Source organism: Streptacidiphilus pinicola (assembly GCF_003258295.1).
GTDB lineage: Bacteria > Actinomycetota > Actinomycetes > Streptomycetales > Streptomycetaceae > Streptacidiphilus > Streptacidiphilus pinicola.
In genome coordinates, this window is sequence record NZ_QKYN01000055.1 from 38,281 (window position 1) to 50,472 (window position 12,192).

General features: G+C 72.2%; 8 protein-coding genes. 1 reads left to right on the forward strand and 7 read right to left on the reverse strand.

What is annotated here, in order from left to right; translation table 11 throughout:
- Positions 1-23 precede the first annotated feature (23 nt).
- From trxA to DN069_RS14560, 7 genes are all read right to left on the reverse strand, one after another.
- Positions 24-353, reverse strand: a complete 330-nt coding sequence (gene trxA / locus DN069_RS14530; protein WP_111501384.1) for a thioredoxin — start codon at positions 351-353, stop codon at positions 24-26.
- A 54-nt stretch (positions 354-407) separates the two neighbouring features.
- Positions 408-1,379, reverse strand: a complete 972-nt coding sequence (gene trxB / locus DN069_RS14535; RefSeq protein WP_111501385.1) for a thioredoxin-disulfide reductase — start codon at positions 1,377-1,379, stop codon at positions 408-410.
- Between the two features lie 95 nt (positions 1,380-1,474).
- Entirely contained in the window at positions 1,475-2,488 is a 1,014-nt protein-coding gene (locus DN069_RS14540) for an anti-sigma factor family protein (protein WP_111501386.1), read from the reverse strand.
- The gene (gene sigM, locus DN069_RS14545) at positions 2,485-3,231 is read right to left on the reverse strand and encodes an RNA polymerase sigma factor SigM (RefSeq protein WP_243639222.1); all 747 of its coding nucleotides are present in this window, start codon (positions 3,229-3,231) and stop codon (positions 2,485-2,487) included. Before sigM ends, DN069_RS14540 begins: the two co-directional genes overlap by 4 nt.
- A gap of 80 nt (positions 3,232-3,311) precedes the next feature.
- A complete protein-coding gene (locus DN069_RS14550; protein WP_243639223.1) occupies positions 3,312-5,228 on the reverse strand; it encodes a protein kinase family protein in 1,917 nt (638 codons plus the stop codon).
- A gap of 269 nt (positions 5,229-5,497) precedes the next feature.
- The gene (gene murJ / locus DN069_RS14555) at positions 5,498-7,915 is read right to left on the reverse strand and encodes a murein biosynthesis integral membrane protein MurJ (protein WP_111501388.1); all 2,418 of its coding nucleotides are present in this window, start codon (positions 7,913-7,915) and stop codon (positions 5,498-5,500) included.
- A complete protein-coding gene (locus DN069_RS14560; RefSeq protein ID WP_111501389.1) occupies positions 7,912-10,332 on the reverse strand; it encodes a DUF6049 family protein in 2,421 nt (806 codons plus the stop codon). Before DN069_RS14560 ends, murJ begins: the two co-directional genes overlap by 4 nt.
- Positions 10,333-10,621: 289 nt before the next feature.
- Between DN069_RS14560 and DN069_RS14565 the strand changes: the two genes are divergently transcribed.
- Positions 10,622-12,127, forward strand: a complete 1,506-nt coding sequence (locus tag DN069_RS14565) for a CCA tRNA nucleotidyltransferase (protein ID WP_111501390.1) — start codon at positions 10,622-10,624, stop codon at positions 12,125-12,127.
- The last annotated feature ends 65 nt before the right edge of the window (positions 12,128-12,192 follow it).

The following is a 12,192-nucleotide window of genomic DNA, read 5'->3' on the forward strand; positions in this document are numbered from 1 at the left end:
GATCAGTGCGTGCGATGACCCGATCAGCCGATGAAGGCGGCCAGGTCGCGCAGCAGCGCGCTCTTCGGCTTGGCGCCGACGATGGTCTTCACGACCTCGCCGTTCTGGTAGACGTTCATCGTCGGGATGGACAGCACGCCGTACTTGGCCGGGGTGTCCGGGTTGGCGTCGATGTCGATCTTGGCGATGGTGAGCTTGTCCGCGTACTCGGTCGCGAGCTCCTCCAGGATCGGGGCGACCTGGCGGCACGGGCCGCACCAGGTGGCCCAGAAGTCCACCAGGACGGGCTTGTCGCTCTTGAGGACGTCAGCCTCGAAGGTGGCGTCGGTGACGGTGATGGTGGCGCCGGCCACGGGATCTCCTCGGGTTGGTGGTGCGGGTGGCGAAGTGGCTTCGGTGGTGCGGGATCAGACCGCGGCGGTCTGCTGGACGCCGGTCTCGGCGTGGGCCTGGGAGGCCAGGTAGCGCTCGGCGTCCAGGGCGGCGGAGCAGCCGGTGCCGGCGGCGGTGATCGCCTGGCGGTAGGTGTGGTCGACGACGTCGCCCGCCCCGAACACGCCGGAGACATTGGTGCGGGTGGACGGGGCGTCCACGCGCAGGTAGCCCTCGTCGTCGAGCTCCAGCTGGCCCTTGAAGAGCTCCGTGCGCGGGTCGTGGCCGACCGCGATGAACAGGCCGGTGACGGCCAGCTCGCGGGTCTCGCCGGTCTGCGTGTCCCGCAGGGTGACCGAGCTCAGCTTGCCGTTGTCGCTGTGGAGCTCGGCGACCTCGCTGTTCCACGCGAAGGAGATCTTCGGGTCGTTGAAGGCCCGGTCCTGCATGGTCTTGCTGGCGCGCAGCTCCTCGCGGCGGTGGACCACGGTGACCGACTTGGCGAAGCGGGAGAGGAAGGTCGCCTCCTCCATCGCGGTGTCGCCGCCGCCGACCACGGCGATGTCCTGGTCGCGGAAGAAGAAGCCGTCACAGGTCGCGCACCAGGAGACGCCGCGGCCGGAGAGCTCGTCCTCGTGCTCCAGGCCGAGCTTGCGGTGCTGCGAGCCGGTCGCCACGATGACGGCCTTGGCCTTGTGCACGGTGCCCTCGGAGTCGGTCACCAGCTTGATGTCGCCGCTCAGGTCGACCGAGACGATGTCGTCCGGGATCAGCTCGGCGCCGAAGCGCTCGGCCTGGTTGCGCATGTTGTCCATGAGCTCCGGGCCCATGATGCCGTCACGGAAGCCAGGGAAGTTCTCCACCTCGGTGGTGTTCATCAGGGCGCCGCCGGAGGAGACGGAGCCCTCGAAGACCAGGGGCTTCAACGAGGCACGCGCGGTGTACAGGGCGGCCGTGTAGCCGGCCGGGCCTGAGCCGATGATGATCACGTTGCGAACGTCGCTCACTGGGTCTCCTGAATGCTTAACGCCGGGCTGCCGCTGCCGGTCGGGGCCTTTCACCCCGGTCAACGGTTTCCCTAGTGTCTCGCATTCCCGAGGGCTCAGGTGCGCGGGACCGACTGGTGGAGCAGGACCAGTGGTGCGGAGCAGGAGTTCTGGACGAGATAGACGTCCCAGGTGTGCGCCGGGTCGGTCTGGCTCGGGTAGAGCAGCGCGAAGACCTCGACGCCGAGGTAGTTGCCGAGGCCCTGCACGGCCGGCTGCTCGGTCTGCTTGGTGGCCTGCAGGACGCAGGCGGGCGCGGTGGGCTGCGCCGGGTTCGCCGAGGTGTTCTCGGGCCCGCCGTTCGGCGTGACGGCCGCGCCGACGCCGGAGGGGGATGTGCCGGCCGCGGGCGTGCCGAACGGTGTGGCCGCGCCCGAGTCCGAGGCGGAGGGCATGGTGCCCGCCGCGTGGCCGGAGGCGTGCAGGCGGGTGTCGCTCGCCAGCCGCTGGACCTCGGTGGCCAGGTTCTCCTGGGTGAAGTCGTAGACGGGCGCGGCAGCGGCCTTCGGGCTCGGCTGGGTGACGCTCGTGCCACCGGAGCTCGCGCTGGTGCTGTCGGTGCTGTCGAGGTCGCCCCCACGGGAGACGGCGACGCCGATACCGCCGGCCGCGATGAAGATCGCCAGCGTGGCCATCACCCGGCGCATCCGGGTGGAGCGGCGCGACCGGTTCTTCGGCCGGTTGTCCTCGGGTCGCTCGCCCGCCGTCTTCCGGTGGGTCCGGCCACGGCCGGAGCCTCCGTCCGCGGTGTCTTCGGCGGCGTCGCCTTCCGGCGCGTCCTCGTCGGCCTCCGCGGTGTCTTCGGGGGCGTCCTCGGTCGGGTGCGCGCGCTCCGCCGCCAGGGCGGCGTCGATGCGGGCGACCACGTCCTCGGGCATCGGACCAGGCTCGGGCTCGTCGCCCAGCAGCGTGGTCAGTTCCGCGAGCGCGGCGTAGGTCTCCTGGCAGTCCGCACAGGTGGCGAGGTGCTCGGTGAGCTCGGCGCTCTGCTCAGGGGTGAGCAGCTCCTCGGCGTGCTCGGCCAGGAGTTCGACGTCGGGGTGAGCCGGGTGCAGCGTGGAGTCGCTCATGCCTTCAGCTCACCTCCTGCGGCGCCTGCGGTCTCGGTCGCGGTCTGTGTCCCCTTCGAGGAGGGGGCCCTCTCCGGCGATGGGACGCGGGAGGCGGGCTTTGGGTTCCCCGCGCCCGGTCGACCAAGATCACTAACTGTTTCACGTGTGACAGTTGATGATCTTGATCCGGGCGGAGCGCCGTTGTTCCGCAGATGGCTCAGGTGCGGCAGCAGCTTGCCCCGCGCCCGCGCACAGCGGCTCTTCACCGTGCCGGTGGGCACGCCCAGCAGCTCGGCCGCCTCCGCGACGGAGTAGCCCTCCATGTCGACCAGGACCAGGGCGGCGCGCTGGTCCTGCGGCAGGGTGGCCAGAGCGGCGGCCAGCTCGCGGCGCAGTTCGCCCCGCTCGGCCGACACGTCCGCACCCTCGTCGTGGCCGGCCGCCTTCTCCAGCACCGTCTCGTCCTCGACCAGCCGGGTGCGGCGGGTGGACGTGCGGCGGGCGCGGTCCAGGCAGGCATTGACGACGATGCGGTGCAGCCAGGTGGTCACCGCCGAGCGGCCCTGGAAGGTGTGGGCGGCCCGGAACGCCGAGACCATCGCGTCCTGCACGGCGTCGGCGGCCTCCTCGCGGTCGCCGAGGGTGCGCAGGGCGACCGCCCAGAGGCGGTCGCGGTGGCGGCGCACCAGCTCGCCGAAGGCGTCAGGATCGCCCTCCACATGGCGACGCAGCAGCTCTGCGTCCTCGACCGGATCGGTCACCTGGCCCTCCACCCCCCTCGATCTCACGGCTGGTCCGCGCGGAAGTCGTGGTCAAGCCTGCCATCTCGGAGGTGTCCGCGTCAGCCCAGGACCTGGATCTCGGAGATGCCACCCCGGTAGTTCCCAGGCTGGGACGCGTCCGCGGGCAGGGATGTGACGTGGATCAACACGTAGCGGGTCTGCACCGGCTTGGCCAGCACGCCGCTGTCCAGGCTGGTGCCGGCGAGCAGGCCGTCGTTGCTGATCCGCTGGGTGAAGCCGCTCAGGTCCAGCGGCTCGCTCGTGGCGCCCGCGGGGGCGGCGAGGATCTCCTGGGCCTGCCCGGCGAAGGGCAGCAGCACCTTGACCTCGGAGACGCTCTGCACGCTGCCGAGGTCGACCACGATGCCGCTGCCGTCCTTGCGGGTCGGCAGGTTTCCGAAGTTCGGATAGCCGTTGTAGGAGGAGGTGATCCAGGCGGTGTCGCTCTTGCCGTCGATCGCCATGGGCGCCTTGGCGCCCGCTATCGGCACGTCCAGCGGCGAGAACTCGGAGTCGGAGGAGAGGGACAGCTGCTTCAGCGAGCGCCCGGTGTTGCCTTGGCCGGACTGGTGCCCGCCGCCGCTCTGACCGCCCTGGCCCTGGCTCAGCTGCGTGTCGGTGCTGCCGGCGTTGTTGCGGGACATCAGCGCCTCCGCGGTGCCCCAGCTGCCCAGCGCGATGGCGCCCAGCACGACCAGGGACACGGCCCACTTGAGCGCCTTGCCCGAGCGGCCCGGCAGGGCCGGCTGCGGCGCGGGCGGCGCCTGCGGCGGACGGGGTGGGCGCGGCACGCTCGGCGTCACCGTCGTCGCGGCGGAGGACGCGGCCGCGCCGGGCCGGCGTCCGGCGTCGCGGTTGCTCGGGTAGCTGGGCAGCACCAGCGGCTCGGGCTCGGGCTGGCGCACCTTGGGCAGCTCGGCGATCGCCTTGGCGAGCTCCTCGGGCGTCGTGATCGGCGTCAGCTTGCCGCCGGGCGGCGTGCACAGCGTCCGCGCGGTGAGGTCCGACAGGCCGCGGTGCACGCCCGCCTTGACCCGCTCGGCCGGCACGGTGCCGAGATCGCGCGGGAGACCGCGCAGGCCGTGCCCGCCCTCGGGGTAGGGCCAGCGGTGGGTCAGCGACGCGAAGAGCAGTGCGCCGATCGCGCGGGTGTCCTGCAGCGCGGCGTCGGTCTTGTCGTCCGACTCGATACCGCGCAGGGCGGCGTTCACGGCGAGGCCGTCGATCCGGTGCTGCCCGCTGTCGGTGCGCAGCACGGACGCGGGCGTGAGCCGCAGGTGCGCGAGGCCGCGCCGGTGCGCGGCGTTCATCGCGTCCGCGAGCTGACGGACCAACTGGTACGCCTCGTAGGGCTCCAGCGGTTCGGCGAGCAGCAGCGTGTCCAGGCCCGTGGCGTCCGGCAGCCACTCGCGCACCACGTAGACGATGTCGCCGTCCACGACGGCGTCGAGGACCTGCACGAAGCGCGGGTCGCCCAGCAGCGCCGCCTGCCGCGCGGCGGCGAGCACGCGCTTGGCTCGGGGGTGCGCGGCGGCGATGAGGTGGATGCCGACGGCGCGGCGCAGCTTCTCGTCGACGGCCCGCCAGGAACTGAAGACCTCGTTGCTGGTGGTGCACTCCTCCAGCCGGTAGCGCCGGGCGATCCGGTCGCCGCTGTGCCGGACGGGCGCGGCGACTGACGGCTCCTCGGCAGCGGCGGCGTCGGCGGCCTTCGCGTCCTCGGCGGGGGCGTCAGCCGACGTGACGGCAGCGACAGTTGCCGGCTCCTCGGCGACCTCGGCGGCCGCTGTGACCTGTGCGGCTTCCGCGGCCTCGGCGGACTCCGTGACCTCGCCGGTCTCCGTGAGCTCGGCGGTCGCGTCGGCCTGCACGGCCCCGGCGGCGTCGGCCGTCTCCGTGGCCTCGGCCGTGGCCGAGGCGTCGTCGGGGACGTCCGGTTCCGAGGTCAGCTCGGCGGCGAGGGCCTCGACGGACATCCGGGCGGTCGCCTCCGAAGCCTGCTCCGTTCGCCCTACGTCCGCCCGAGGGCGGCCCGTGGTCGCCCCCACGGCCGTCTCGCTGCGCTCAGCCACCGTTGCCCTGCCTCCCCGAACCGCACTGCCGTCGATCCCATGCCGGGACCGTGCATCCGACGCGAGCCCGGCCCACGATCAATTGTGCCAACTCGCCGCGCCTCCTACGACCGTCGGAAGGCCCCGATGGTTGCCCGGCCCGGCGAATCTCCTGGTGGGAAATCCGGTGTCCGCTAGCGTCCGATTTTCGCGCGGACCATGCCGAGAAGCGAGTTGAGCTCCTCGATGCGCATCCGCTTGGCCACGACCAGGAACAGACCCATCTGGACGACACCGCCGACGACCAGCGCGGCGATGCCGCCGACGCGGCCCTCACCGAGCGCTCCCAGTACCGCGAAGCAGAGGGCCGCGCCCACCACGGCCGGCAGCACGCTCGCGCCGATCAGCTTGGAGTAGGTGCGCTTGATGCGGTCGCCGTCCAGGTCGCCGATCCGGCGACGCAGCCGCGGCACGGCCACCAGCAGGCCGACCACGTAGGCGGCGCCGTAGACGAAGGCCATGCCGGTCACGGCCCACTTGGCGGGCAGCGCCACATAGCAGGCGGCGGAGAGCACCGCCTGGGTGACGGCCACCCAGACCGTGTTGTAGAAGGGCGTGCGGGTGTCCTCGTAGGCGTAGAACCCGCGCAGCAGCACGTACTGGGCCGAGAACGGGATCAGCCCCAGCGCGAAGGCGGAGACCATGTAGCCGACGGAGACGTTGCCGTAGATCGTGGCACCGATCGCGGGGCCGAGGGCGAGGAACGCGAACGCGCCCGGGACGATCGCCACGGCGGAGGTGCGCAGGCCGTAGGAGAGGTCGTCGCGGACCGAGACGCCGTCCTCGTCGGCGGCGGCGCGAGAGATCCGCGGCAGCACCGCGCTCATGATGGAGACGGTGATGACCGCCTGCGGCAGCTGCCAGATCAGCAGGGCGTTCTGGTAGGCCGCCAGGCCCTTGCCCGCGTCGCCGGCGGAGTCGCCGGCGGCCGTCGCGAGCTGGGTGACGACCAGGAAGCCGGCCTGGTTGGCGAGCACGAAAAGGAAGGTCCACTTGGCCAGCTTGGCGGCGTGGCCGAGACCGTGGCCGCGCCAGTCGAAGCGCGGCCGGAAGCGCAGGCCGGAGTGGCGCAGGTAGGGGAACATCGCCAGCGACTGGACCACCAGGCCCAGCAGCGTGCCCACGCCGAGCAGCTGGACGCCCGCCGAGGGGATGGTGGCGGGGTCCATCTGGGTGGTCGACCAGGGCCCGTAGACCCAGATGAACATCGAGAAGGTGAAGATGACGACGATGTTGTTCAGGACCGGGGTCCACATCATCGGCCCGAACTTGCCGCGCGCGTTCAGGATCTGACCCATGACCACGTGCAGGCCCATGAAGAAGATCGTGGGCAGGCAGTAGCGGGTCAGCGCCACGCTCACGTTCGCCGAGGCGGGGTTCGACATGGCCGCGTTGGAGACTGCCCGGACCAGCAGCGGAGCGGCGATCACCGTGGCCGCGACGACGACGCCCAGGCCGACGATGACCAGGGTCAGCAGTCTGTTGGCGTAGGCCTCGCCGTTGTCCTCGTCGTTCTTCATGCTGCGGACCAGCTGGGGCACGAAGACCGCGTTGAGCGCGCCGCCGCCGACCAGGATGTAGATCATGGTCGGCAGGGTGTTGGCGACGCTGTAGCGGTCGCCCAGGACGGCCACGCCGATCGCCGAGGCGATCACCATGGTGCGCAGGAAGCCGGTGCCGCGGGAGACGAGCGTGCCGGCAGCCATGATGGCGCTGGAGTTGAGCAGGCTCGCGACCTTGCCCTTGGGCGCGCCGGGGGCCTCGGGCTGTGCCTCCTCCGGCTCGGCTCGCGGCAGGTCCTGCGGCAGCAGCGGGATGCTGCCGGTGGTCTCGGCGACGCTGTCACCGCCCGCCTCGCCGTACAGGCTCGGGCCGCTGTCGCGGAACAGGAAGTCGTACGCCTCGTCCTGGGCGCGGTGCTGCTGCGCCTGGGCGTGGTCGCGCGCCTGCTGGCGCCGCCCGGCGCCACTGATCAGCTCGTCCACGCCGAGGTACTGCTCGGACCCGGGCTGGCCGGGCTGGGGCGGCTGACCATGCTGCGGGTACGGCGGCTGCCCGGGCTGCTGCTGCGAGGGGTCCTGCGGCCAGCCCTGGGCGCCGGACTGCTGCGGCGGGAGCTGCTGCGGGTCGGCGTAGGCCTGGCTGAAGCCCTGCGGCTGGTACGCCTGCCCCGGCTGGCCCGGGTAGGACTGCTGCTGCGGCGGCGCGTACGGCGGCGTCTCGGGGTAGGCCTGGGCCGGGTACGCCGGGTCGGCGTAGCCCTGCTCGGCGTACGGCTGCCCATAAGGCGCCTGCCCGTGTGCCGGCGGCACGCCCTGGGCCGGGCCCTGCGGCTGGAACGGCGGCTGCGGTGGGGGCGGGTAGCCGCCCTCCGGGTACGCGGCCCGGTCCGGCTGCGGGGCGGCGGGTGCGTGCGGGTCCGTCGCGTACGGGTCGGTGGCGTACGGGTCGTGCGCGTAGGTCTGGTCGAGGTAGGGATCGGGCGCCTGGTGCGCCGCGTAGGGGCCTGCGGAGCCGCCCTGCGGGGTCCTGCCGTCTCGCGGCGCGGTCATGCGTCTGCCTCCTGGTCCTCGGTGGCCGTCGGGTCCTGGGGACCCTCGGCGGTGGCGGCGGCGAGGGCCGCGTTCTTCTTGCGCTTCCAGTAGAGCCGCAGACCGGCCAGGACGACGAGCAACCCGCCGCTGGCCATGACGGCGATGACGCCGCTCGACACGGAGGTGACGCTGACGGTGAAGGACTGCTGGCTGATCACGGACTGGTCCTGCGCGGACCTGAGCTCCGCGAGCATCTGGACCTGGCCGTTGGCGGTGGCCGTGACCTTGAAGCGGACCGTGGACTTGGTCCGGCCGCCGGCGACCGCGATGGGCTGGTCCTGCTGCCCGTCGATCTTCAGGCGAGGATATCCGGAACCGATGACTTCCAGGTGCAGGTAGAGCCGCGTGACGGGCTGTTCGAGGTCGTTCTCCACGCTCACCGCGATGTTGGCGGAGGCGTTGTCGCCGGGCACCACCACGTCGGTGGACTTCTTGAGGATGTAGACCGAGTGCTGCAGCGAGAACATGTAGTTGTACATGTCCTGCTGGTACTGCGTGCCGGCAGCGGGGGTGGCCCGCCAACCGGTCGACACCGAGCGGACCATGGCCGCGTTGAACGGCTCCCGCAGCCGGTCCGGGCGGGTGAGGATGCGCTGCAGCTGGGTCAGGCCGTCCTGGGTGCCCTTGAGCGCCTCGACGGCGATGCCGTTCAGCTCGGTGGCCCGGACGGCGGACGGGTAGCTCTGGGCGGACGGGACGTGCGTGTCCGCGCCGACGCTGGCTCCGTCGCCGACGACGGTCTTCAGGTCCACGGGCTGCACCCAGGAGCCGCCCTGCCCGGCGGTCAGGGCCCGGACCAGGGTCTGTGCGGTGGCCGCGGAGAGGTTGCGCGGCGGCTGCACCACGATGTCGCGCTGCTGGTCGGGCCGCTCCAGGCTGATCGCCAGGGTCTCGGCCAGGAACTGCTGGACCGCGGCGGTCTGCTCGGCCTGGGTGGAGAGGTCCCCGGCGAAGAGCTTGGTCAGCTCGCCGTCGGCGACCACGGCCGTCATCCCGCTGCTGATCTTACGCGCGGCGTTCGGCGTGTAGTTCAGGTTGGTGCTGTCCGGCATGGCGGCGCCGTTGACGATGACCTCGCTCGCGCCCATGCTCCTGGCCAGCGACACGACGGAGGGGTCGACCCAGCCCTGGTAGGGCCAGGCGACGTCGTGGGCGGCGTCCACCTGCAGCCGGTCCAGGCCGACGCTGTTGCCGACCACCGGCAGCAGCGAGCTCACCTGGCTGCGCGCGGTGGAGTTGTGGGCCAGCGCCGCGAGGTCCGGGTCCGCGTAGGGGAGCGAGACGACGTCCTGCTTGTTCGGGGCGGCCAGGGTGGTCTGCAGTTGGGCGAGCCAGCTCTTGGCGGTCTGCGAGGCGTTCTGGGCCTGGAGGCAGTGGCAGGTGGCGTTGGCGCCGCCCGGGTCCGAGGCGGTGGCCACCTGGTAGTTGCCGGTCATCGCGTTGACCGTGTCGATCAGATCGGGGTCGATCATCCAGGTCAGGTGCAGGCCGGGGTTGGCCTGGCCGATCAGCGCCAGCTGGCCGAGCCGGCCCTCGGGGGCGAGCGAGCCGTTCAGGTCGCTGGTGAGCACGGGCTGCTCGGCGTGGGAGGAGGGGTCGACGTAGGTCTGCGCCTGCAGGGTCGGCGGGTTGGTCACCGGCCACAGGGTGGCCACCTTGGTGGCCTTGGCGGTGGAGTCCTTGGCGCGCAGCGGCAGGAAGGTCCGCGCGATGCCGAGGGCGGCGAGGCCCGCGTCGGCGTTGGCGGTGGTCTGCGCGTCGACGCCGAGGGAGTAGACGCCGTCGGGGTTGGCGCCGAGGCCCAGCTTGGCGATCGGCGCCTTGATCGAGAACGTGGCGGTGGCGCCCGGGGCGAGGGTGCCGATCTTCTGCTGCAGGGCCGCGTCCGGTACCTCCGACCCGTCGTTCTGCGTGGGCCGGCCGCCGGAGGCGGAGAAGGCGTCGATCGCGGAGCGGCTGTCCAGCGCCCGGCCCGTGGTCGTCAGCCCGACGTGCAGGCCCTGTATGGCCTCGGAGGTGCTGTTGCGCACCGAGCCGGTCAGGGTCACCTCGCCGTCGGCGGTGGGGACGGCCGGGTTGACGGTGTTGATCGTCACGTCGACGGCGGAGCGGCTGTCGGTGGGGGCGAGCGAGGTGGCGTCGACGGCGTGCTGCAGTGCCGGGGGCAGTTCGGCGACGCTGATCCGGGGTGCGGCCTGCGCGGCGGGGGCGAGCGTCGGGCCGGCCAGCACAACCAGGCCGGAGGCGAGCGTCAGTCGTCCGAGGCGGCGCAGCGCGCCGCGGGCACGCCCGTCCGGGCGCCCGCCGCCGGTGTGGCTCTCACCACGTTCCGGCCGGCCGCCTGCCCGCCACCTCCCCGTCGCCGCCTCGCCCACGCGCGTCCTCGCCGTTCTCGTCGCTGTCCCCAGGGGTGCCCCACCCGGCGGGGCCGGCGCACAGGCCTGCGCCCCGCGCCCTGGCATGGTAACGACGCTGAGCCGTGTCGTGTGCCGCAAGGCAGCCCCGGACGGGGGTACGACGCCGTTTCGTGGACGCCCGGTTCCGGTTGTGCGGCTGCTTGTGGCGGCTGGTCGCGGTACGCGGGGTGGTACGGGCCCCACTCCTTTTAACTGTGCGGCACCAGCTTGGTTCCGCCCCGTACCCTTGTCTGTCGTGTCCAACGCTATGCCCCCCGGCCTCCCCGCGTCCGAGCCCGCCCCTGCTTCCGTCGTCGCCGACAGCGTCGCCGACGGCGCCGCGCTGAGCGTGCAGCAGGAGGAGCGGGTGCGGGAGATCCTGCGCGCCTACCCGGTCGCCGTCCAGCTCGGCGAGCGGTTCCAGGCCGCGGGCCACACCCTCGCGCTGGTCGGCGGCTCCGTCCGGGACGCGCTGCTGGGCCGTCTCGGCAACGACCTGGACTTCACCACCGACGCCCGCCCGCAGGAGATCCTCAAGCTGGTCAAGGGCTGGGGCGAGGCGGTCTGGGACGTCGGCATCGCCTTCGGGACGGTCGGCGTGCGCAAGCACGACCTGCAGATCGAGATCACGACCTACCGCTCCGAGCTGTACGACCGGAACTCCCGCAAGCCCGAGGTGAGCTTCGGCGACACCATGGAGGAGGACCTGGTCCGCCGCGACTTCACGGTCAACGCGATGGCCGTGAAGCTGCCCGAGGTCGAGTTCGTCGACCCGCACCACGGCCTTGTCGACCTCGCCGCGGGTGTGCTGCGCACGCCCGGCACGCCGGAGGCGTCGTTCTCCGACGACCCGCTGCGGATGCTGCGTGCCGCGCGTTTCGCGTCGCAGCTCGACTTCGAGGTCGCGCCCGAGGTCGTCACCGCGATGACGGAGATGGCCGACCGGATCGAGATCGTCTCCGCGGAGCGGGTCCAGGGCGAGCTGAACAAGCTGCTGCTGTCCGCGCACCCGCGCAAGGGACTGACCCTGCTCGTCGACACCGGCCTGGCCGACCGGGTGCTGCCGGAGCTGCCCGCGCTGCGCCTGGAGCGGGACGAGCACCACCGCCACAAGGACGTCTACGAGCACACCCTGACCGTGCTGGAGCAGGCGATCGGCCTGGAGGGCACCGGTGAGGGCGACGGCAAGCCGGACCTGACGCTGCGCCTGGCCGCGCTGCTGCACGACATCGGCAAGCCGCGCACCCGCCGCTTCGAGCAGGGCGGCGGCGTCTCCTTCCACCACCACGAGTTGGTGGGCGCGAAGATGACCAAGAAGCGGCTGCGGGAGCTCAAGTACTCCAACGAGCTGATCGCGGACGTCTCCCGGCTGGTCGAGCTGCACCTGCGGTTCCACGGCTACGGCACCGGAGAGTGGACCGACTCCGCGGTGCGCCGCTACGTCCGCGACGCCGGTCCGCTGCTGGACCGCCTGCACAAGCTGACCCGCTCGGACTGCACCACCCGCAACAAGAAGAAGGCCGCCGCGCTCTCGCGCAGCTACGACGGCCTGGAGCAGCGGATCGGGCAGCTGCAGGAGCAGGAGGAGCTGGACGCGATCCGGCCCGACCTGAACGGCGACCAGATCATGGCGCTGCTCGGCATCAAGCCGGGCCGCGAGGTCGGCGAGGCCTACAAGTTCCTGCTGGAGCTGCGCCTGGAGCACGGCCCGCTGGGCGAGGAGGCGGCTGGGGAAGCGCTCCGACAGTGGTGGGACGAGAAGCGTCGCGATTAGGGGTGGGGCGACGCTGCTCGTCCCACCACTGTCGGAGCGCTTCCCCAGCCGCCTCCTCGCCCAGC

What these genes read in the sequence shown, in the direction of transcription:
- DN069_RS14540 (WP_111501386.1), bottom strand. Translation starts at nt 2,488, where the DNA reads ATGAGCGACTCCACGCTGCACCCGGCTCACCCCGACGTCGAACTCCTG.
- DN069_RS14550 (WP_243639223.1), bottom strand. Translation starts at nt 5,228, where the DNA reads ATGTCCGTCGAGGCCCTCGCCGCCGAGCTGACCTCGGAACCGGACGTC.
- murJ (WP_111501388.1), bottom strand. Translation starts at nt 7,915, where the DNA reads ATGACCGCGCCGCGAGACGGCAGGACCCCGCAGGGCGGCTCCGCAGGC.
- DN069_RS14565 (WP_111501390.1), top strand. Translation starts at nt 10,622, where the DNA reads ATGCCCCCCGGCCTCCCCGCGTCCGAGCCCGCCCCTGCTTCCGTCGTC.